The organism is Streptomyces sp. NRRL S-337 (genome assembly GCF_000720175.1).
GTDB lineage: Bacteria > Actinomycetota > Actinomycetes > Streptomycetales > Streptomycetaceae > Streptomyces > Streptomyces siderophoricus.
Map to the genome: position 1 here is coordinate 132,248 of NZ_JOIX01000008.1, position 23,431 is coordinate 155,678.

At 72.7% G+C, this 23,431-nt stretch carries 12 protein-coding genes; all 12 read left to right on the top strand.

Going from position 1 to position 23,431, the window contains the following annotated elements; translation table 11 throughout:
• Positions 1-210 precede the first annotated feature (210 nt).
• The gene (glgX, locus tag IG62_RS0109300; protein WP_030799690.1) at positions 211-2,463 is read left to right on the top strand and encodes a glycogen debranching protein GlgX; all 2,253 of its coding nucleotides are present in this window, start codon (positions 211-213) and stop codon (positions 2,461-2,463) included.
• A gap of 126 nt (positions 2,464-2,589) precedes the next feature.
• Positions 2,590-4,509: an ABC transporter ATP-binding protein gene (locus IG62_RS0109305; protein ID WP_030799693.1), complete on the top strand. Its 1,920-nt coding sequence runs from the start codon at positions 2,590-2,592 to the stop codon at positions 4,507-4,509.
• Positions 4,506-6,407, top strand: coding sequence for an ABC transporter ATP-binding protein (locus IG62_RS0109310; protein ID WP_030799696.1), 1,902 nt, complete (start codon positions 4,506-4,508; stop codon positions 6,405-6,407). Before IG62_RS0109305 ends, IG62_RS0109310 begins: the two co-directional genes overlap by 4 nt.
• Before the next feature lie 258 nt (positions 6,408-6,665).
• Entirely contained in the window at positions 6,666-8,483 is a 1,818-nt protein-coding gene (locus IG62_RS0109315; RefSeq protein WP_037838023.1) for an ABC transporter transmembrane domain-containing protein, read from the top strand.
• Complete coding sequence (locus IG62_RS0109320; RefSeq protein WP_051797793.1) at positions 8,480-10,297, top strand: ABC transporter ATP-binding protein; 1,818 nt, start codon at positions 8,480-8,482, stop codon at positions 10,295-10,297. Before IG62_RS0109315 ends, IG62_RS0109320 begins: the two co-directional genes overlap by 4 nt.
• Positions 10,298-10,617: 320 nt before the next feature.
• The gene (locus IG62_RS0109325) at positions 10,618-12,897 is read left to right on the top strand and encodes a M4 family metallopeptidase (RefSeq protein ID WP_030799704.1); all 2,280 of its coding nucleotides are present in this window, start codon (positions 10,618-10,620) and stop codon (positions 12,895-12,897) included.
• Positions 12,898-13,184: 287 nt separating this feature from the next.
• The gene (locus IG62_RS0109330) at positions 13,185-14,819 is read left to right on the top strand and encodes a M4 family metallopeptidase (RefSeq protein ID WP_030799707.1); all 1,635 of its coding nucleotides are present in this window, start codon (positions 13,185-13,187) and stop codon (positions 14,817-14,819) included.
• 136 nt (positions 14,820-14,955) lie between these two features.
• Positions 14,956-15,621, top strand: a complete 666-nt coding sequence (locus IG62_RS0109335) for a response regulator transcription factor (RefSeq protein WP_030799709.1) — start codon at positions 14,956-14,958, stop codon at positions 15,619-15,621.
• A complete protein-coding gene (locus IG62_RS0109340; RefSeq protein WP_234326352.1) occupies positions 15,618-17,294 on the top strand; it encodes a sensor histidine kinase in 1,677 nt (558 codons plus the stop codon). The genes IG62_RS0109335 and IG62_RS0109340 overlap by 4 nt, the downstream gene beginning before the upstream one ends.
• A gap of 568 nt (positions 17,295-17,862) precedes the next feature.
• Positions 17,863-19,866 (top strand): alpha-1,4-glucan--maltose-1-phosphate maltosyltransferase, encoded by a 2,004-nt coding sequence (locus IG62_RS0109345; protein ID WP_030799713.1) that lies wholly within the window; start codon positions 17,863-17,865, stop codon positions 19,864-19,866.
• The gene (gene treS, locus IG62_RS0109350) at positions 19,863-21,581 is read left to right on the top strand and encodes a maltose alpha-D-glucosyltransferase (protein ID WP_030799716.1); all 1,719 of its coding nucleotides are present in this window, start codon (positions 19,863-19,865) and stop codon (positions 21,579-21,581) included. Before IG62_RS0109345 ends, treS begins: the two co-directional genes overlap by 4 nt.
• 334 nt (positions 21,582-21,915) lie before the next feature.
• A complete protein-coding gene (locus IG62_RS0109355) occupies positions 21,916-23,397 on the top strand; it encodes a maltokinase N-terminal cap-like domain-containing protein (RefSeq protein WP_030799718.1) in 1,482 nt (493 codons plus the stop codon).
• The last annotated feature ends 34 nt before the right edge of the window (positions 23,398-23,431 follow it).

Genomic DNA, 23,431 nt, shown 5'->3' on the forward strand with positions numbered 1-23,431 from the left:
TGGGGAGTGACGACGGTATGTCGCGTGCGGATCCATCCGTTTGTCCCGTCCCCGAGGGGCTCCGGGACGGCGCGCCGAGCCCCCGCGCGGGGAAACGTGAGGCAACGGCCGGTTGCGGGAAGAACAACCGGGAGGGCGGGACGTACGCGCGGCCGGGACTCCGTGCGGGGGCACCGCCCGACCGAGCCATGAGCCGCAGGAGGCCGGCACGTGTCGAGCGCACCCGAACAAGAGGCGGTGGCGGACGAACCCCTCGCCCCGCCCGCGGACATCCGCCCCGGCGCCCCCACTCCCCTGGGAGCGCGCCACCGCACCGGCCCCGACGGGGTCGCCGGCACCAACTTCGCCCTGTGGGCCGGTGGCGCCGAGGCCGTGGAGCTGTGCCTGTTCGACGAGGCGGAGCAGGAGACCCGCCATCCGCTGACCGAGCTGACCCATGAGATCTGGCACGGCTTCCTGCCCGGCGTGCGCCCCGGCCAGCGGTACGGCTACCGGGTGCACGGCCGCTGGGACCCCTGGTCCGGCGCCCGCTGGAACCCGGCGAAACTGCTGCTCGACCCGTACGCCAGGGCCGTCGACGGCGATTTCGGCCACCGTACGGAGCCGGCCGGCCCCGGGGGCGCGCTGCCGGCCCAGCTCTACGGGCACGTCCGGGACTGGCCGGACCAGCACCTCGCCGACACGGTCCGCGACAACCGGGACTCCGCCCCGTTCGTCCCCAAGGGCGTCGTGGTCGGCGGGGACGCCGGTGAGGAGGGCGACGACGAGTGGCGGGACGACCGCCGCCCGAAGACCCCCTGGCCGGATTCGGTCCTCTACGAACTGCACGTCCGCGGTTTCACGATGCGTCACCCCGGCATTCCGGAGCGGCTGCGCGGCACGTACGCGGGGCTGGCGCACCCCGCCGCGCTGGACCACCTGGTCCGGCTCGGCGTCACGGCCGTCGAGCTGCTGCCGGTCCACCAGTTCGCCCATGAGGACCACCTGGTGCGCCGGGGGCTGCGCAACTACTGGGGTTACAACTCCATCGGCTATTTCGCGCCGCACGCGGGCTACGCCGCCACCGGGACCCGCGGGCAGCAGGTCGGCGAGTTCAAGCGGATGGTGCGGGCGCTGCACGACGCGGGCATCGAGGTGATCCTCGACGTGGTCTACAACCACACCGCGGAGGCCGGCGAACTGGGCCCGACTCTCTCCCTGCGGGGCATCGACAACCGCGGCTACTACCGGCTGGCCGGCGACGCCCGCCGCTACGCCGACTACACCGGCTGCGGCAACACCCTGCACGTCGTCCAGCCGCACGTGCTGCGGCTGATCACGGACTCCCTCCGCTACTGGGTCACCGAGATGGGCGTGGACGGCTTCCGCTTCGACCTCGCGGCCGCGCTGGCCCGTTCGATGCACGACGTCGACATGCTCTCCCCGTTCCTCGCCGTGATCGCCCAGGACCCCGTGCTGCGCCGGGTCAAGCTGATCGCCGAGCCGTGGGACGTCGGCTCCGGCGGCTATCAGGTGGGCGCCTTCCCACCCCTGTGGACGGAGTGGAACGACCGCTACCGCGACACCGTCCGCGACTTCTGGCGCGGCGCCCAGCACGACGTGCGGGACCTGGGCTACCGGCTCTCCGGCTCCAGTGACCTCTACGCCTGGGGCGGCCGCCGCCCGTACGCGTCGGTCAACTTCATCACCGCGCACGACGGCTTCACCCTGCGCGACCTGGTCACCTACGAGCACAAACGGAACGGCGACAACGGCGAGAACAACCGGGACGGCAACAACGACAACCGGTCCTGGAACTGCGGAGCCGAGGGCGAGACCGACGACCCCGAGGTCACCGCGCTGCGCCACCGCCAACTGCGGAACTTCCTGACCACCCTGCTGCTGTCGACCGGCGTGCCGATGCTGGTGGCCGGCGACGAGATGGGCCGCACCCAGCACGGCAACAACAACGCCTACTGCCAGGACAACCCCACCGGCTGGCTCGACTGGTCGCTCCTGGACGACCCCCGCTGGCGCCCGCTGGCCGACCTCGCCGCCCGGCTGATCGCGCTGCGCCGCGCCCACCCCGTACTGCGCCGCCGGGCGTTCTTCTCCGGGCGGCCGCACGAGCAGGGCGGGCTGCGCGATCTGGCCTGGTTCACCGCGGACGGGACGGAGATGACCGAACAGGACTGGTACACCCCGGGGGCGACGCTCGGCATGTACCTCTCCGGCAACGACATCTCCCAGCGCGACGAACGGGGCGTCCGCATCGTCGACGACAGCTTCCTCGCCGTCCTGCACGCCGCCGCCCGCCCCCGCCGGATCACCCTCCCCGGCCCGCCCTGGGCCCAGACCTACGAACTCCTCGTCGACACCGCCCGCGAGGAACAGCCCACCGCCGGCGAACCACCCTGCCCGGCGGGCGGCGCGCTCACGGTGGAGGGGCGGTCGGTGCTGCTGTTCCGGGCGGTGCCGGGCTGAGGCCGGGGCGGTGCGGGCCGGCGCGGGAGCGGCGCGGCGCGGCGCGGCGCGAACTGACGGGTGCCGGCCGCGGCCCGCGGAAATCCGGCTGAGCGATGTCAGTGGTGCGCCTTACGCTCGCGAGTGATGGCCGATACCACGTACGCGACGAACCCGACCGACCCGACGTCCTTATCCCCCTCACCCCAACCCTCCGCGGTGCGCTCGCTGTTGCGCCTGTGGCCGTTCGTGCGCCCGGTGCGGGCGCGGCTGTTCACGGCCGCGTTCGTGGCGGTGGTGGCCTCCTGCGTCAGCCTCGTCATCCCGCTGGTGCTCAAGTGGCTGGTGGACGGGCCGATCGCGACGGGTGACCCGGGCGGGGTGTGGCTGGGCGGCGGTTATCTCCTGCTGCTCGGGCTCGCCGAGGCGCTGCTGTTCGGGTTCCGGCGCTGGCTGGTGGCGCGCCCGCTGTCCGGGGTGGAGGCGGCGATGCGCGCGGCGCTGTACCGCCGGCTCCAGCGGCTGCCGGTGGCCTTCCACGACCGCTGGCCGTCGGGCCAGCTGCTGTCGCGGGGCACCACCGATCTGCAGATGCTGCGCATGTTCCTGACCTTCCCCCTGACGTTCCTGCTGGTCAACGGCGTGACCATCCTGGTGGGCGGGGTGCTGCTGGTGGCCCAGCGCTGGTCACTGGGGCTGGTGCTGCTGTCGCCGCTGCTGCCGCTGTTGGTGCTGTGCTCGGTCTTCGAGGCGAAGTACGGGCGGGCGGCCCGCGTCGTCCAGGACCAGATCGGCGATCTGACCACCGTGGTCGAGGAGTCGGTGCTCGGCATCCGGATCATCAAGGGCTTCGGGCGCCACCGCAGCCAGGCCCGGGCCTTCAAGGAGCTGACCCGCCGGCTGCGCGCCTCCGAACTGCGCAAGGCGCGGCTGCTGGCCTGGATATGGGGGCTGAACACCACCCTCCCGGAGTGTGCGCTCGGCGCCGCCCTGGTGCTCGGCGCGGTCCAGGTGGCCGACGGCGCGCTGTCCGCGGGCACGCTCGTCGCGTTCCTGTCGACGGCGCTGGCGCTGCGCTGGCCGGTGGAGTCGATCGGCTTCCTGCTGGCCATGAGCAACGAGGCGGCCACGGCCACCGACCGGTACTTCGAGGTGATGGACGAGCCGGAGGTGAGCGACGCGCCGGTGGCGGGCGGGCCGGAGGTGGGCCGCGCACCGGGTGAGCCGCGCGCCGACGCGGCGGATGGCGGCAGGCCGGCGGGGAGCGCGGAGCCGGTGGCGGGTCGCGGGCCGGAGAGCGGGGGCCGGCCCCGGTCGGCCCCCGGCGGTCTGGTCTTCTCCGGGGTTCAGTTCCGCTATCCCGACGCCCCGCCGGACGCCCCGCCCACCCTCCAGGACGTCACCCTGCACATCCGGCCCGGCGAGACGATGGCCCTGGTCGGCGCGACCGGCAGCGGTAAGACCACGCTCACGGCGCTGGTGCCGCGGCTGTACGACCCGACCGCCGGCCGGATCACCCTCGACGACCGCGATCTGGCGACGATCGGCCGCGACGAGGTCCGTTCGCTGGTCGCGGTGGCCTTCGAGGAGCCCACGCTGTTCTCCGCGACCGCGGCGGAGAACGTCCTCATGGGCGCGGCCGACGCCCAAGAGGCCGATCTGCGCCGGGCGTTGCGGGTGGCACAGGCCGACGGGTTCGTCGACGCGCTGCCGCAGGGCGGCGCGACCCCGGTCGGCGAGCAGGGCCTGAGCCTGTCCGGCGGGCAGCGGCAGCGGCTGGCGCTGGCCCGCGCGGTGGTCGGCCGGCCCCGCTTCCTGATCCTCGACGATCCGCTCTCCGCCCTCGACGTGCACACCGAGGCCCTGGTGGAGGCGGCGCTGCGCCAGGTCCTGGCGACGACCACGGCCCTGGTCGTCGCCCACCGCCCGTCCACGGTCCTGCTCGCCGACCGGGTGGCGCTGCTCTCCGGCGGCCGGATCACCGCCGTCGGCACCCACCACGAACTCCTCCGGGACCACGCCGAATACGCCGCCCTGATGTCCGGCGAGGAAGAGGCCGCCCGATGACCACCACCACGACCGGCCGCCCCTCCGACGCCCCCGAGCCCGGCCCCGGAGCGACCCGGCAGCCCTCCGCCGACACGGAGCGCTCCGCAGGGCAGCGGCCGGAGGTCGACGACGCCTTCGAACGGGACCGGCTGCCCGCCCCCAGGAACGCCGCCCGGGCACTCCTCGCCTCCTTACTGGCGCCGCACCGCCGCCGCGTCGGCCTGGTCGCCGTACTGCTGCTCCTGCAGCAGGCCGCCGTGCAGGCCGGTCCGCTGCTGGTCGCCTACGCACTGGACCGGGCGGTGCCGGCGCTGCGCGCGGGCGACCACGGGCCGCTGGTCGCCGTGGCGGTCGCGGCCGGGCTGTGCGCCGCGGCGTCCGGCGGGCTGCAGTGGGGCTTCATCCGGGTGTCCGCCCTGGTCAGCCAGGACGTGCTGCTGGACCTGCGGGGCCGGATCTTCCGGCACGGTCAGGCGCTCGGCCTGGACTTCCACGAGCGCTATACCTCCGGCCGGCTGATATCCCGGGCCACCACCGACGTCGAGTCGCTGCGCGAACTCCTCGACGAGGGCATCCAGGAACTGATCACCATCGCCCTGTCGTCGGTCTACATCACCGTGACCCTGCTCTTCCTGGACCCGGGCTTCGGCGTGGCCGCGCTCGTCTCCGCCGCCCCGCTGGCGCTCGAGGTGCGCTCGTACCGCCGCCGCTCCCACCGGGTCTACAGCGCCAAGTCGACGGCGATGGCGGGCGTCATCGTGCAGTTCACCGAGACCCTCAACGGCATCCGCCCGGTGCAGGCGTTCCGCCGCGAGCGGCCCAACGACGAGGCGTTCGCCCGGCTCAACCACCGCCACGAGCGGGTCAACGGCGACGCGTTCCTGGAGATGGCCCGCTATGTCGTCCTCTCCCGCCTGGCCGCCAACGTCGCGGTCGCCGCGATCGTCCTGTGGGGCGCCTACCGCGTGGCCACGGGCGGGCTGGCGCTCGGTGTGCTGGCGGCCGCGGTGCTCTATCTGCGCCGGCTCTACGACCCCATCGACCGCCTCGGCATGTTCCTCAACGCCTATGAGAGCGCCGCCGCTTCGCTGCAGAAGATCGCCGGTCTGCTCGCCCAGCGCCCGACGGTCCCCGAACCGTCCGCCCCCGCCGGGCTGCCGGCCGTCGCGTCCGGCAGTCCGGGCCGCGAGGTGGCGTTCCGCGGGGTCAGCTTCGCCTACCGCACCGGCGGCGAGGTGCTGCCCCGCTTCGACCTGCCCCTCGCGGCGGGTTCGACCACCGCCGTGGTGGGCGCCACCGGCGCCGGCAAGTCCACCCTCGCCAAGCTGCTGGCCCGCTTCTACGACCCCACCGAGGGCCGGGTCCTGCTCGACGGCGTCGATCTGCGCGAGCTGTCCGCGGCGGAGCTGCGCCGCGCCGTCGTGATGGTCACCCAGGAGGCGTTCCTGTTCTCCGGCACGGTCGCCGACAACATCGCCCTCGGCCGGCCGGACGCCACCCGCGCGGAGATCGAGAGCGCCGCGAAGGCCATCGGCGCCCATGACTTCATCGCCGCCCTGCCGGACGGCTACGACACCGACGTGCGCAAGCGCGGCGGCCGGATATCCGCCGGCCAGCGCCAGCTCGTCGGCTTCGCCCGGGCACTGCTCGCCGACCCGGCCGTGCTGATCCTCGACGAGGCGACCAGTTCCCTGGACATCCCCGGTGAACGCGCGGTCCAGCGGGCCATGGACACTGTGCTGCGGGGCCGTACGGCCGTGGTCATCGCCCACCGCCTGTCCACCGTCGAGATCGCCGACCGGGTCCTGGTGATGGCCGACGGCCGGATCGTCGAGGACGGCCCACCGGACCGGCTCATCAAGGACCGCGGCCGGTTCGCCGCCCTGCACCAGGCGTGGCGGGACAGCGTGGGGTAGGCGGCGTGGCCCGGATCTGCGTCGTCCAGGCGGCCGGTGCGTCCGCGGTACCGCCTTGACCTCGACGTCGTCGGGGCCGGGCAGCCCCTCGGGCCGCCCGGCGAGCCGGACCTCAAGTCCCGTACGGGGACCGGCGGAACGGGTGGATGCCACTGCGCTCTTCGGTGCGGAGTTCATGGCGGCGACGCCAGGGATTGCCCCATGGGCGAAGGTCAAGCCGGCGATCTACAGTGGGCGGACCGAACCGGGGGGAATGACATGGAGCAGCCGGCGGACGCGCCGCGGAGTGCCGGGCGCTATCTGTGGTGGCTGGTGGCGAGCCAGCGGGGGCGGGTGGCGGCGGGGGCGGCGTACGGGAGCCTGTGGAACGCGGGGCTGATGGTGCCGCCGTACGTGCTCTCCCGGGCGATCGACGAGGGGCTGGCGCCGGGGCGGACCGCGGCGCTGGCGGGCTGGGTGGCGGTGCTGCTGGCCGTCGGCGGGCTGACCGCCTGGCTGGGCATGATGCGGCACCGCACGATGACCAGGATCCGGATGGACGCCACGTTCCGTACGGTCCGGGCGGTCGTGGCGCACACCCTGCGGCTGGGCGCGGCGCTGCCCCGGCAGGTGACGACCGGGGAGGTCGTCACCATCGGGATCGGCGACGTCGCGGTGATCAGCCAGACCCTGACGATGACCGGGCCGGGCGTCGGCGGGGTGCTGGCGTACGGCGTCGTCGCCGTGCTGCTGCTGGCCGTCTCGCCGCTGCTCGCCGCGGTGGTGCTGCTGGGCGTGCCGCTGCTGGCGGTGGCGGTCGGGCCGCTGCTGGGACGGCTGCAGGGCGCGGAGACCCACTACCGCGAGCGGCAGAGCGGGCTGGCGGCCCAACTGGGCGATCTGGTGGGCGGGTTGCGGGTGCTCGGCGGGCTGGGCGGCAAGGAGGTCTTCGCCGGCCGCTACCGACGCGCGTCGCAGGAGCTGTGCCGCGAGGGCTACCGGGTCGGTGCGGTGACGAGCTGGATCCAGGCACTCGGGGTGGGTCTGCCGGTCCTGTTCCTGGCCGCCGTCACCTGGCTCGCGGCCCGGATGGCGGCACAAGGGGACCTCACCACCGGCGAGTTGGTGGCGGTCTACGGCTATACGGCGGCCCTGGTGGTGCCGGTGTCGTTCTTCATCGAGGGCGGCTACGACCTCACCCGCGGCCTGGTCGCCGCCCGCCGGGTCGTACGGTTCCTGCACCTGCGGGCGGACGCGGCGGATCCCGAGGGCGTCACCGGCGCCGCGGATGCCGTGGAAGCGGATGCCGTGGAAGCGGACGGCGGGACCGTAGCGACGCGGCGATCGGCCGGGCCCGAGCAGGTGGCCGTGCTGCGGGATCCGGAGTCGGGCGTCGAGGTGGTGCCCGGGCTGCTGACCGCGCTGGTCGCCGCCCGGCCGGCCGAATCGGCGGCGGTGGTCGACCGCCTGGGCCGGTTCGCCGACTCCGCGGCGGCGTGGGGCGCGGTCCGGCTGGACGAGATCCCGCTGCACCGGGTCCGCGCACGCATCCTGGTCGCGGACAACGAGGCGGACCTGTTCGCCGGCACCCTGCGCGAGGTGGTGAGCGGACGCCGGGACCGTACCGACGCGGCGATCGGCCGGGCCCTGCACACGGCCCTGGCCGAGGACATCGTCCGGGCCCTGCCCGACGGGCTGGACGCGCCGGTCGCGGCGCAGGGCCGCAACCTCTCCGGCGGCCAGCGGCAGCGGCTGCGCCTGGTACGGGCCCTGCTGGCCGACCCGGAGGTGCTGCTCGCGGTCGAGCCGACCTCGGCCGTGGACGCCCATACCGAGGCGGCGGTCGCGGCCCGGCTGCACGCCGCCCGCACCGGCCGTACGACGGTCGTCACCACCGCCTCCCCGCTGCTGCTGGACCACGCCGACGTGGTGTGCTTCCTCGTTGACGGCAAGGTCAGCGCGGTCGGCCGGCACCGCCAACTCCTCGACGACGTACCCGCGTACCGCCGCCTGGTGGCCCGCGACGAGGACGAGGGCGAGGGCGAGGAACACGACGCGGAAGCATACGAGGACCAGGACGGAGGGGCCGCGTCATGACGTCATCGACGGCACACGCCACACCACCCGGCTCGCACGGGCTTCCCGTGGCCGGGCCGACCGCGACCCGGCGGGCCGCGCTGCGGCTGGTGCGCCGGGACGGCCGGGCGTTCACGCTGATGCTGGTGCTGAACGCGCTGGCGGCCGGTGCCGGACTGGCCGGCCCGTGGCTGCTCGGCCGGATCGTGGACACGGTCCGGGACGGCGGCGGGGTGGCCGCGGTGGACCGGCTGGCACTGGTCATCCTGGTGTGCGCGGTGGCCCAGCTGCTGCTGGCACGGCAGGCCCGGTACGTAGGCCACCGCTTCGGGGAACGGGCCGCGGCGCGGATCCGGGAGCGTTACGTCGACCGGGCGCTGGCGTTGCCGGCCGCGGTCGTGGAGCGGGCCGGGACCGGCGATCTGACGGCCCGCGGCACGACGGACGTCACCTCGGTCGGGCGGACGCTGCGGGACGCCGCGCCGGAGGTCTCGGTCGCGGCCGTGCAGGCACTGTTCCTGCTCGGTGCCGTGGTGGTGGTCGCTCCGCTGCTCGGGCTGTGTGCGCTGGGGCTGCTGGGCGGACTGCTGGCGGTCCGCTGGTATCTGCGCCGGGCGCACCGGGCGTATCTCGCGGAGGGCGCGGCGACCTCGGAACTGGCCGAGTTGCTGGCCGCCACCGCCGCGGGTGCCCGGACGGTGGAGGCGCTGGGCCTGCAGGAGCGCCGGTGGGCGGCGAGCGAGCGGGCGATCGCCGAGTGCCGCCGCACGCGGCTGCGGACGCTGTTCCTGCGGAGTGTGCTGCTGCCCGCCGTGGACGTCGGCCATGTCCTGCCGGTGGCCGGTGTGCTGCTGGCCGGCGGGGCCCTGATGGGGCGGGGAGGTGTCGGTCTGGGCGCGGTGGTCGCCGCCGCGCTGTATCTGCGGCAGCTGTCCGAGCCGCTGGACACGGTTCTGCTGTGGATGGAGCAACTGCAGAGCAGCGGCGCGGCGTTCGCCCGCGTCGAGGGGCTGGGGGCGGTCCCGGAGGCCCGGGAGGCGGCCGGCGGCGCCGGTCCGGTCCCGGCCGGTGACCGGATCGAGGCGTGTGGCGTGCACTACGCCTACCCCACCGGCGGTGACGGGCCGGCCGGGGCGGCGGACCCGGGTGCCGGGGACGTCCTGCACGGCGTCACCCTCACCGTCCGCCCCGGTGAGCGGCTGGCGCTGGTGGGTCCCTCCGGGGCCGGGAAGTCCACGCTGGGGCGGCTGCTGGCCGGCATCGAGGCGCCGCGCCGCGGGTCGGTGACGGTCGGCGGGGTGCCGGTCGCGGGGCTGGATCCTGAGGTGCTGCGGCGGCACGTGGTCCTGGTCACCCAGGAGCACCACGTGTTCCTGGGCAGCGTCCGCGACAACCTCCGGCTGGCCGCGCCCGGTGCCGGGGACGGCGAGCTGCGGGCCGCGCTGGCGGCCGTCGGGGCCGGCTGGGCCGGGGAACTGCCGGCCGGTCTGGACACCGAGCTGGGGCCGGGCGGCCACCGCCTCGACGGCGCGCAGTCCCAGCAACTGGCCCTGGCACGGGTGGTGTTGGCCGACCCGCACACGGTGATCCTGGACGAGGCGACGGCGCTGCTCGATCCGCGTACCGCGCGGCACACCGAGCGGGCGCTGGCCGCCGTGCTCGCGGGCCGTACGGTCATCGCCGTCGCGCACCGGCTGCACACCGCACATGACGCGGACCGGGTCGCCGTCATGGAGGCCGGCCGGCTGGCCGAACTCGGCACCCATGACGAGCTGGTGGCGGCCGGTGGTGCGTATGCGGCGCTCTGGCGGTCCTGGCACGGGGGACGGCCGTGACGGCGATCACTCATCGTCCGGATTCCGGACGTCGATTTCGCGCAACGGACGTTTTCCGGCCAATTACTTGAACGGACCCTGACAACCAGCCAGCCGTGGTGGGACTCTTCCCCGCAGCCGCCGCACGGTCCCCACAGCACCACGCCCTGCGGCAGCGGGCTTCCCCTGCACGATCCGTTCCACCAGTACGTCGCACCTCTTGCGTACGTCTCCCCCCACACGCTCCAAGTGTTCTGCCTCGATCTGCCCGGACGGCCGTTGGGCCGCCCGGTCCCCCTCGGCCGCGCCGTCACGTAGCGGCCACCGCAGAAGGAGTCAGTGTGAGACGCACCCCCCATGGACGCGCCGTCGCGACCGGCGCGCTGGTCGCCGTCACCGCGATGCTGGCCGTCGGAGTCCAGGCCGGCACCGGTACGGCGGCCGCCCCGCGGCCCGGCACCGCGCACGCCGTACCCGATCCCGGCGCACTGCCGGCCAAGCTGTCCCCGTCCCAGCGTGCGGAGCTGATACGGGCGGCCGGCGCCACCACCGCCAAGACGGCCCGCGAGCTCAAGCTCGGCGCCAAGGAGAAGCTGGTCGTCAAGGACGTCTCGAAGGACGCCAACGGCACGGTCCACACCCGCTACGAGCGCACCTACGCCGGACTGCCGGTGCTCGGCGGCGACCTCGTCGTGCACGAGAGCAAGGGCGGCACGCTCAAGGGCGTCACCAAGGCCGTCCGTTCGCAGCTGAAGGTCGCGAGCACCACCGCCAAGATCACCCCGGCCGCGGCCGCCGCGAAGGCCGTCTCCGCGGCGAAGACCCTCGGGTCGAAGAAGACCGCCCCGGCGAAGGCTCCCCGCAAGGTGATCTGGGTCGCCGACGGCAAGCCGCGGCTGGCCTACGAGACCGTGGTCGGCGGGCTGCAGGACGACGGCACCCCCAACCAGCTGCACGTCATCACCGACGCCACCACCGGTGCCAAGATCTTCCAGTACCAGGGCATCGAGACCGGCGTCGGCAACAGCAAGTACAGCGGCAAGGTCACCATCGGGACCTCGGGCTCCGCCCCGAACTTCTCGATGACCGACGCCACCCGCGGCGGCCACAAGACCTACAACCTCAACCACGGTTCGTCGGGCACCGGTTCGCTGTTCACCGACGCCGACGACACCTGGGGCGACGGCACGACGCAGAACGCCCAGACGGCCGGTGTGGACGCCGCCTACGGCGCCCAGGAGACCTGGGACTACTACAAGAACGTGCACGGCCGCAGCGGCATCAAGGGCGACGGCGTCGGCGCCTACTCCCGCGTCCACTACGGCAACAGCTACGTCAACGCCTTCTGGGACGACGGCTGCTTCTGCATGACGTACGGCGACGGCAGCGGCAACGCCGACCCGCTGACCTCCCTCGACGTGGCCGGCCACGAGATGTCGCACGGTGTCACCTCCAACACCGCAGGCCTGGAGTACAGCGGCGAGTCCGGCGGCCTCAACGAGGCGACCTCCGACATCTTCGGCACGGCGGTGGAGTTCTACGCCAACAACGCGTCCGACCCCGGTGACTACCTCATCGGCGAGAAGATCGACATCAACGGCGACGGCACCCCGCTGCGCTACATGGACAAGCCCAGCAAGGACGGCGCCTCCGCGGACTACTGGTCGAGCGGTGTCGGCAACAAGGACGTGCACTACTCGTCCGGCGTCGCCAACCACTTCTTCTACCTGCTGTCCGAGGGCAGCGGCCCGAAGGACATCGGCGGCGTCCACTACGACAGCCCGACCTCCGACAACCTTCCGGTGCCGGGCATCGGCCGGGCCAACGCCGAGAAGGTGTGGTTCAAGGCGCTCAGCCAGTACATGACCGCCACCACCAACTACGCCGACGCCCGCACCGCCACGCTGAAGGCGGCAGCGGACCTGTTCGGCCAGGGCAGCGCGTCGTACAACACGGTCGCCAACACCTGGGCGGCGGTCAACGTCGGCTCCCGCGTACCGGACGGCGGCGGGGTCACCGTCACCAACCCGGGCAACCAGACCAGCACCGTCGGCCAGGCCGCGAGCCTGCAGATCAAGGCCACCAGCGGCACCGCGGGCGCGCTGTCCTACGCGGCGAGCGGACTGCCCTCCGGGCTGTCCATCAACGCGAGCACCGGTCTGATCTCCGGGACGCCGACCACGGCCGGCACGTCCAACGTGACGGTGACGGTCACCGACTCCGCGAAGAAGACCGGAACCACCTCCTTCACCTGGACGGTCAACGCGACCGGCGGCGGCAACGTCTTCGAGAACTCCGCCGATGTGCAGATCCCGGACGCGGGCGCGGCGGTCACCTCGCCGATCACCGTCAGCCGCAGCGGCAACGCCTCCAGCACGCTGAAGGTCGGCGTGGACATCGTCCACACCTACCGCGGTGACCTGGTCATCGACCTGATCGCCCCGGACGGCACGGCCTACCGGCTGAAGAACTCCAACGCGTACGACTCCGCGGCGAACGTGAACACCACGTACACCGTCAACGCCTCCTCGGAGGCGGCGAGCGGCACCTGGAAGCTGCGCGTCCAGGACGTCTACTCGCAGGACTCCGGTTACATCAACGGCTGGAAGCTGACGTTCTGATCCCGCGAGGGCACTCAGTCGTCACCTTGCTGTGACATAGCCGGGCCGGTCGCCGGGAAGACGGGCAACTGACCTGGTGAGCAGGGAAATTGGGCGTCGTCCCCGGAACTCCGGGGGCGGCGCCCGCCTCCGTTATGCGAACACCGATCACCTCAGTACGGACGACTTTCGGCCAACCTGTGAACAGGCTCCTGACATGCACGCGTACAGCTGGCAGTGTTCCGGAACGCGAGTCACACCCGCATCGCTTTGCACCCCCACCACTTGGCAAAGTTGAAGGAGCACCCGTGGCCCCCCACATATCCCGTAAGACCCGTGTGATCGGTGGCGGCCTGGCGGCCGCCGCCCTGCTGGCGGCGGGCATCACCGCCGGTACGGCCGGCGCCTCGCCGGCCCCGTCCCCCCACAAGGACGCATCCCCTCTCCAGCTCAGCGCCTCGCACCGCGCGGAACTCCTGCGCGACGCGGACACCACCAAGGCGCAGACCGCGAAGGCCCTCGGCCTCGGCGGCCAGGAGAAGCTGGTCGTCAAGGACGTCATCAAGGACGCCGACGGCACCACGCACACCCGCTACGACCGCACCTTCGCCGGACTTCCGGTGCTGGGCGGCGACCTGGTCGTGCACACCGCCAAGGGCGGCGCGATCAAGTCGACCACCAAGTCGACGCAGAAGAGCATCAAGGTGGCCTCCACCACCGCCAAGATCGCCCCCCAGGCCGCCGCGAAGTCGGCCCAGGGCACCGCGGTGAAGTCGCTCGCCGCCAAGCAGGCCCCCGCCGCGCAGACCCCGAAGAAGGTCGTCTGGGCCGCCTCCGGTACGCCGGTCCTGGCCTACGACACCGTCGTCAAGGGCGTCCAGAAGGACGGCACCCCCAGCCGGCTGCACGTCATCACCGACGCCAACACCGGCAAGAAGCTCTTCCAGTACGACGAGATCCACACCGGCAAGGGCGAGAGCGAGTACAGCGGCAGCGTCGAGCTGGGCACCAAGAAGGAGGGCAGCGGCTTCACCCTGACCGACGACGGGCGCGGTGGCCACAAGACCTCCAACCTGGGGAACAGCGAGTCCGGTGACGGCAAGGCCTTCACGGACGACGACGACGCCTGGGGCACCGGCAAGCCCGACGACCCGCAGACCGCGGCCGTCGACGCCCACTACGGTGCGGCCCTGACCTGGGACTACTACAAGACCGTGCACGGCCGCAGCGGCATCAAGGGCGACGGCAAGGGAGCCTCGTCCCGCGTCCACTACGGCAACAGCTACGTCAACGCCTTCTGGGACGACAGCTGCTTCTGCATGACGTACGGCGACGGCGAGGGCAACAAGAAGCCGCTCACCGCCATCGACGTCGCGGCGCACGAGATGTCGCACGGTGTCACCTCCGCCACCGCCAACCTCACCTACAGCGGTGAGTCCGGCGGCCTCAACGAGGGCACCTCGGACATCTTCGGCACCTCGGTCGAGTTCTACGCCAAGAACGCCAAGGACCCGGGCGACTACCTCATCGGCGAGAAGATCGACATCAACGGTGACGGCAAGCCGCTGCGCTACATGGACAAGCCCAGCAAGGACGGCCAGTCGCAGGACAACTGGGACTCCAACACCGGCAACCTCGACCCGCACTACTCCTCGGGCGTCGCCAACCACTTCTTCTACCTGCTGTCCGAGGGCAGCGGCGCGAAGGAGATCGGTGGCGTCAAGTACGACAGCCCGACGGCGGACGGCAAGAAGGTCGAGGGCATCGGCCGGGACAAGGCCGAGAAGATCTGGTTCAAGGCCCTCACCGAGTACATGACCTCGAACACCGACTACAAGGCGGCCCGTGAGGCCACCAAGAAGGCCGCGACCGACCTCTACGGCGCGGACAGCGCCGAGGTCAAGGGCGTCGAGGCGGCCTGGACCGGCGTCGCCGTCAAGTGACGCAATTGGCCGATGCGCACTGATCGGCCCGGGGTAACGTGACCCCGAAGCGGGCGGTGTCCGGAGACCCTCCGGACACCGCCTTCGCGCGTCCCGGGGCGGTCGGCGCGCGCAACGGGGCGGAACGGGGGTCCGGATGGACGACACGATCAGGGTGCTGCTCGCCGACGACGAGGCCCTGCTGCGGGCCGGGGTGCGCGCGATCCTCGCCACCGCGCCCGGCATCGAGGTGGTCGCGGAGGCCGGGGACGGCCGCGCGGCGGTCGACCTCGCGCTGCGGCACCGCCCCGACGTGTGCCTCCTCGACATCCGCATGCCGCGCCTGGACGGCCTGGCCGCGGCCGCCGAACTCGCCACCGCCCTCCCGGAGACGGCGGTGGTCATGCTGACCACCTTCTCGGAGGACGACCACATCGCCGGCGCGCTCGGCGCGGGCGCCGCCGGCTTCCTGCTCAAGACCGGTGATCCGCGGGAGCTCATCGCCGGGGTCCGGGCCGTCGCGGAGGGCGGCGCCTGCCTCGCCCCGTCGGTTGCCCGGCGGGTCATCTCCCATATGGCGAACGGGCAGTTGGGCCGGGGCGCGGCGGCCCGGGCCCGGGTCGCCGAGCTGACCCCGCGCGAACGCGAGGTGCTCGGCCTGGTCGGCGCCGGGTTGTCCAACGCGGAGATCGCCCGGCGGCTCTTCCTGGTCGAGGGCACCGTCAAGGCGTACGTCAGCGCGGCCCTGGCCCGACTGGGCGTCAAAAACCGCGTCCAGGCCGCAGTCCTCGCCTACGAGGCCGGCCTGGTCCCCGCCTCGTGAGACGTCCGCCGTCCCGGGCCGCACTGCGGTCCTGGACGCGGCGCACGGACGCGGGACGGCTGCGCGCCCGGCTGCCCGGCCTCGCACTGTGGCTGCTGCTGTGCGTACCTCCGCTGCTCTACGCCCTCGAAGACCCCTCGGGACCACAGCGCTGGGCGACCCTGGCCGGCTTCCCGCTGCTCGCGCTGGCCGTGCTCGTCCGCCGGCGGGCCCCGCTGGTGGCGGTCGCGGTGCCGGTCGTGCCGAGCCTGGTGCTGTCGGTGCAGCTGTTCACCGGTGCGTACTTCCTCGCCCTGGCCGTGCTCGGGCATCTCGCCGGGGTGCGGGTGGCCCGGGCCCGGCCCGCGCTGTGGTTCTTCACCGGCGTCGCGCTGGCCGGCGTACCGGTGTGCGCACTGGCCGCCCGCACCCTGTGGCCGTGGTTCACCTTCCTGATGACGCTGCTGCTGAACGTGGTGCTGCCCTGGCTGCTGGGCCGCTACCGCCGTCAGTACGCCGAACTCGTCCGCACCGGCTGGCAGTTGGCCGACCGGATGGAGCGCGAGCAGCAGGCGGTGGCCGACCGCACCCGGCTGCGCGAACGGGCCCGGATCGCCGGCGACATGCATGACTCGCTCGGCCACGAGCTGGCGCTGATCGCGCTACGGGCCGGTGCGCTGGAGCTGGATCCGGCGCTGGCCGCGGACCGCCGGGCGGCGGCCGGTGAGCTGCGGGCGGCGGCCGGTGCGGCGACCGAGCGGCTGCGGGAGATCATCGGCGTGCTGCGGACGGACGACGAGGGCGCGCCCCGGCGGCCCGCGGACGGGAGCGTGACGGAGCTGGTGGCACGCGCCCGGGCGTCGGGGATGACGGTGACACTGGAGCAGCCCGACGGGGCCGAGCCGCCCCACGCGGCGGAACGGCCGGGCGGCCCGGAGCAGCCGGGCGGGACGGAACGGGCCGGCGCGGAACAGGCCGGGGCGGCCGGCCTGCCCGGCATGACCGGACCCGCCGTGCACCGGCTCGTCCAGGAGGCGCTCACCAACGCCGCCAAGCACGCCCCGGGCGCGGCCGTCCGGGTGCGGATCGAGCGGGCGGAGGGGCAGCTTCGGGTCACCGTCACCAATGCCGCGCCGCCGCCCGGCCCCGCCCCGGCGGCGGTCTCCGGCGGCAGCGGACTGGTCGGCCTGGACGAGCGGGTACGACTGGCCGGCGGCGCCCTGCACAGCGGCCCGACCCCCGACGGCGGCTTCACGGTCGCCGCCCGGCTCCCCCTCACCGGCGGCCCGCTCACCGGCGCCAATGCAGCGCCCCAACCGACCGCCGCGGCCCGCGAGTTGGACCGGGCCCGGCGCCAGGTGCGGCGTCGGCTGCGCCAGACGGTGACCGTCCCGCTCGCGGTGACCGCCGCACTGCTGGTACTGATGGGCGTCTTCGCCCTGGTCAGCACCGAGTGGACGATCCTGGACCGGGCGAGCTACGACCGGCTGCGCCCGGGCATGCCGCGCGCGCAGGTGGACGGCCTGGTGCCGTTCTTCCACCTGGACGTGCCCCCGGGCGGCACCCCCGCACCGCCCCGCGGCTGGTCCTGCACGTACTACGGCATCGACCCCGACCCCGACGCGGCCTACGAGCTGTGCTTCGCCGAGGGCCGTCTGGTCAGGAAGGCCGTCGCCCATCGCCGGGACCGCTGACGCCCGGCAGCCCGCCACTCCCTCATCCGGGTGGCCCGGGCGGCGACCACACCAGGTACGGCGTGCCAACTCACCTGCGAATCAGGGAAGTTGAGCGAACCCGCGGGCCACACGCACCTCCCTACCCGCGCGTTTCCCGATATGGCCGATTCCACCCCCTCAGGCGCCCTTGTACGAGATCCCTCCTGGAGAGAGGCTGCGGTGTGGCGCCGACCGGCCGCGGCGCGACACCGGTACTTCCGCACACCGCAACTCCGCTGTGATCACACCTGAGTTGAGGAGGCGAACGCCGATCGTGTCCGCCCAGCTCCGCAGCCGTCCGCACCGAGGTGGCCGCGTGTCCGCGAGGCCGCACCGGGTCCCTGGTGACGTACCAGTCGTTCACCTTCCGCCCGAGTTCATGTCCGCCGGTCGAGGGAAGGCTCATCGAGTACGCCCCGGTCGGCCGTGTTCTCCGCCAGCCGGGTGAAGCGGACAGGAGCCCCCATGCCCGCACCCGGTCCCCCTCCCGCGGAGCGGATACAAAGGACAAAACCCCGCAAAGCGTCACAAGCCCCCAGGTGAGCCCATGATCGGTCGCATCCCTGTTCTGGACATCCACCCGCAGATCGATTGCGGCCGCCGCCCGGCGAAGGCCGTGGTGGGCGAGACCTTCGAGGTCTCGGCCACGGTCTTCCGCGAAGGCCACGGCGCGGTCGCGGCCAATGTGGTGCTGCGCAATCCCGCCGGCCGCTGCGGGCCCTGGACACCGATGCAGGAACGGGCGCCCGGTACCGACCGCTGGAGCGCCGAGGTCACCCCGGACATCGAGGGCCGCTGGACCTTCACCGTCGAGGCCTGGTCGGACCCGCTGGCCACCTGGCGCAAGCACGCCGCGGTCAAGATCCCGGCGGGCATCGACACCGAGCTGGTCCTCGCCGAGGGCGCCGAGCTGCACGAGCGGGCGGCCGCCGATGTTCCCAAGAGCGACGGCCGGGAGGCGGTGCTGGCCGCCGTGGACGCCCTGCGCGACCCGCAGCTGCCCGCCGCCACCCGGCTCGCCGCCGCGCTCGCCCCGCAGGTCATCGAGGCCCTGGGCCGCCACCCACTGCGGGAACTGCTCACCGTCTCGCGCCCGATGCCGCTGGTCGTCGAGCGCCGCCGGGCCCTGTACGGCTCGTGGTACGAACTCTTTCCGCGCTCCGAGGGCGCGGTGGTCACCCCGGACGGCACGGCCGTCAGCGGCACCCTGCGCACCGCCGCCGAACGCCTCCCGGCCGTGGCCGCCATGGGCTTCGACGTGGTCTACCTGCCGCCCGTGCACCCCATCGGGACGTCCTTCCGCAAGGGCCCCAACAACGCCCTGTCGGCCGGCCCGGACGACGTCGGCTCCCCCTGGGCGATCGGCTCGGCGGCCGGCGGGCACGACGCGCTCCACCCCGACCTGGGCACCTTCGAGGACTTCGAGTACTTCGTGCGCACCGCCCGCGACCTGCGGATGGAGGTCGCCCTGGACTTCGCGCTGCAGTGCTCGCCGGACCACCCCTGGGTCACCCTGCACCCCGAGTGGTTCCACCACCGCTCCGACGGCTCGATCGCGTACGCCGAGAACCCGCCGAAGAAGTACCAGGACATCTATCCGCTCGCCTTCGACGCCGACTTCCGCGGGCTGGTCCGCGAGACCGAGCGGCTGCTGCGCTTCTGGATGGGCAAGGGCGTACGGATCTTCCGGGTGGACAATCCGCACACCAAACCGGTGGCCTTCTGGGAGAAGGTCATCGGCGACATCAACCGCACCGATCCGGACGTGCTCTTCCTCGCCGAGGCGTTCACCCGCCCCGCGATGGTGCACACCCTCGCCCAGATCGGCTTCCAGCAGTCGTACACGTACTTCACCTGGCGCAACACCAAGCAGGAGCTGACCGACTACCTCACCGAGCTGTCCGGCGCGTCCGCCGCCTATCTGCGGCCCAACTTCTTCGTCAACACCCCGGACATCCTCCACGCCTACCTCCAGGAAGGCGGCCGCCCCGCCTTCGAGATCCGTGCCGTGCTGGCCGCCACCCTGTCCCCCACCTGGGGCGTCTACGCCGGATACGAGCTCTGCGAGTCCACCCCGGTACGCCCCGGCAGCGAGGAGTACCTCGACTCGGAGAAGTACCAACTCAAGGCCCGTGACTGGGATGCGGCGGCGAAGGAGGGGCGTACCATCGCCCCGCTGATCACCGCCCTGAACCGCGTCCGTCGCCGGCACCCTGCCCTGCAGCAGCTCCGCAATCTGCACTTCCATCCCGTGGACAACGACGCCGTGCTCGCGTTCTCCAAGCGCGCGGGGCACGGCGACGGGACCGACACGGTGCTCACGGTGGTCAACCTCGACCCGCACCACACCCACGAGGCGACGGTGTCGTTGGACATGCCGGAACTCGGCCTCGGCCGGCACGAGTCCTTCCCGGTGCGCGACGAGCTCACCGGCGATACCTACCACTGGGGCAGGGACAACTATGTGCGCCTGGAGCCGGGCCGCTCGCTCGCGCCCGCCCATGTGCTGTCGCTGCGACCGTCCTCACCGATCGGAGGGTCACCCAATTGATCGTCAATGAGCCTGTCCCCGACACGTTCGAGGACACCCCGGCCAAGGACCGCGATCCCGACTGGTTCAAACGGGCCGTCTTCTACGAAGTCCTGGTGCGCTCGTTCCAGGACAGCAACGGCGACGGCATCGGTGACCTCAAGGGCCTCACCGCGAAGCTCGACTACCTGCAGTGGCTGGGGGTGGACTGCCTCTGGCTGCCCCCCTTCTTCAAATCGCCGCTGCGGGACGGCGGTTACGACGTCGCCGACTACACCGCGGTGCTCCCCGAATTCGGCGATCTGGCGGACTTCGTGGAATTCGTGGACGCCGCACACCACCGCGGCATGCGGGTCATCATCGACATGGTGATGAACCACACCAGCGACCAGCACCCGTGGTTCCAGGAATCACGCAGCGACCCGAACGGCCCCTACGGCGACTATTACGTCTGGGCGGACGACGACAAGCAGTACGCCGACGCCCGGATCATCTTCGTCGACACCGAGGCCTCCAACTGGACCTTCGACCCGGTCCGCAAGCAGTACTACTGGCACCGTTTCTTCTCCCACCAGCCGGACCTGAATTACGAGAACCCGGCGGTCCAGGAGGAGATGATCTCCGCCCTGCGCTTCTGGCTGGACCTGGGCATCGACGGCTTCCGGCTCGACGCGGTGCCGTACCTCTACGCCGAGGAGGGCACCAACTGCGAGAACCTGCCCGCCTCGCACGCCTTCCTCAAGCGGGTCCGGACCGAGATCGACAAGCACTATCCGGACACCGTACTGCTGGCCGAGGCCAATCAGTGGCCGGAGGACGTCGTCGACTACTTCGGCGATTACGCGGTCGGCGGCGACGAATGCCATATGGCGTTCCATTTCCCGGTCATGCCGCGCATCTTCATGGCGGTGCGCCGCGAATCGCGCTATCCGGTCTCGGAAATCCTCGCCAAGACCCCGGCGATCCCGTCCGGCTGCCAGTGGGGCATCTTCCTGCGCAACCACGACGAGCTGACCCTCGAAATGGTCACGGACGAAGAGCGCGACTATATGTACGCGGAATACGCCAAGGACCCGCGGATGCGGGCCAACATCGGCATCCGCCGCCGGCTGGCCCCGCTGCTCGACAACGACCGCAACCAGATCGAGCTGTTCACCGCCCTGCTGCTGTCGCTGCCCGGTTCGCCGATCCTCTACTACGGCGACGAGATCGGCATGGGCGACAACATCTGGCTCGGTGACCGGGACGCGGTGCGCACCCCGATGCAGTGGACCCCGGACCGCAACGCCGGATTCTCCTCCTGCGACCCGGGCCGGCTGTTCCTGCCGACCATCATGGACCCGGTCTACGGCTACCAGGTCACCAACGTCGAGGCCGCGATGAGTTCGCCGTCCTCGCTGCTGCACTGGACCCGCCGGATGATCGAGATCCGCAAGCAGAACCCGGCATTCGGCCTCGGCAGCTACACCGAGCTGTCCTCCACCAACCCGGCGGTGCTGGCCTTCCTGCGGGCCTCGCCGGGCACCGGCGGCGCGGACGCCGACCTGGTGCTGTGCGTCCACAACTTCTCCCGCTTCGCCCAGCCGACCGAGCTGGACCTGCGGGCGTTCAGCGGCCGCCATCCGGTGGAACTCATCGGCGGCGTCCGCTTCCCTGCCATCGGGGAACTGCCGTACCTGCTCACCCTCGCGGGTCACGGCTTCTACTGGTTCCGGCTGCGCAAGAACGCCACCTAGTGCCCCGGCCCTGACCGGGCACGGGCACCGAGCACCCCGCCCGTACGCGGCCGCATACCGCGTACGGGCGTTTTCTGACCTTTCGCTCGGGCAGGCTCCTTACTACCGCACGGGCCGGGTGAGCCCCCGGTGGTCCCGGGTTCGAGGGGGACCGCCACGCAGCGGACACGCACATCGAACGACCGCTGCCGTACGGACGATCCCGACACCCCCGCCGGGAGGATCTTCACACCCTCCGTCCGGGGGTACCGCCACCGCGCCACCGCACAGTGAAGGCCGTATTCCGGGACACTTTGCCCTACCTGTCGTGTGCCCGGGGAAAGGACGCGACGCCATGTCGGACACCGCCCCGACCCGTGCCACCCGCAACACCCCTGACCACCGTCCGCTCGTCACCGCCCCCGATCTGCTCTCCTCGCTGACACCGCTGCTCGCCGAATGGGTTCCCCGCCAGCGCTGGTTCGCCGGCAAGGGACGGCTGCTCACCGGCTTCTCCCTGCTGTCCGCGACCGAGCTGCTGCCGTGCACCGGCGACGGGACCTCGCCGGGCCTGCTGCAGCTGCTGGTCCGGGCCCAGCAGAGCTCCCCACCGAGCCGCACCCCGGCCGGCGGGGACCGCTACCAGCTGCTGCTCGGGGTCCATCCGGCGCCACCGCCCCAGCTGGCCCCGGCGGTGATCGGCCGGCCCGGCGGCGGCCCGCTGCGCGGCCGGGTGGTCTACGACGCACTGGTGGACAACCGGCTCTGCGGGCTGCTGCTGGAACGGCTGCGGATCCCCGGACGGCTGGGGGCCCTGCGCTTCTGCCGCGAACCCGACGCGGACATCCCCTCCGGTCTGCCGGCCCGGCCGATCGCCGTCGAGCAGTCCAACTCCTCGATCGTGTACGGGGATTCGTTCATCCTGAAGGTCTTCCGGCGGGTCGAGCCGGGCATCAACCCCGATCTGGAACTGCCCCGGGCGCTGGCGGACGCCAAGTGCGCCCGGGTCCCGGCGCCGGCCGCGTGGTTCGAGTCGGCGATCGCCGAGGAGAACGGCGAGGCGACCACACTGGGCGTGCTCCAGCCGTTCCTGCCCGGCTCGGCGGACGGCTGGCAGCTGGCACTCAATGCGCTGGCCGTCCGCGCCGACTTCACCGGCTCGGCCCGGGCGCTCGGGCACGCCACCGCGGAGGTGCACACCGCGCTGGCTCAGACGCTGCCGACCACCGAGCTGCGCCGCCCGCAGCTGGACGTGATCGCGGCGCAGATGATCGAGCGACTGGAGGCCACCGCCCGGGCCGTGCCCGTGCTCCAGCCCTACCGCGCGCGGCTGCGCACCGCCTTCGACGCGCTGGCCGCCGTCGGGCACGACGGCCGCAGCTGGGCCGCCCAGCGCATCCACGGCGATCTGCACCTGGGCCAGACGCTGCGCTCCGCCGACGAGGGCCGCTGGTCGCTGATCGACTTCGAGGGCGAACCGGCCCGTCCGCTGGCCGAGCGGCGCAAGCTGCAGCCCGCGGTGCGGGACGTCGCGGCGATGCTGCGGTCCTTCGACTACGCGGCGCGCAGCGGGCCGGCCGGCGCGGACCCCTGGGCGCTGGAGTGGGCCCGGCGCACCCGGGCCGCTTACTGCCTGGGCTACGCCGAGGCCGGCGGGCTCGATCCGCGTTCCGCGCCCGAGCTGATGCGGGCCTACGAGACCGACAAGGCGGTCTACGAGGTGCTCTACGAGGCCCGGCACCGGCCCGACTGGCTGTCCGTCCCGATGGCGGCCGTCCGACGGCTGGCGGCGGGCGGCGAACCGGCCGTGGGCGTGGACGGGACCGGCCCACCCTGACCCGACCCCCTGACCCGACTATGCGCCCCCGCCC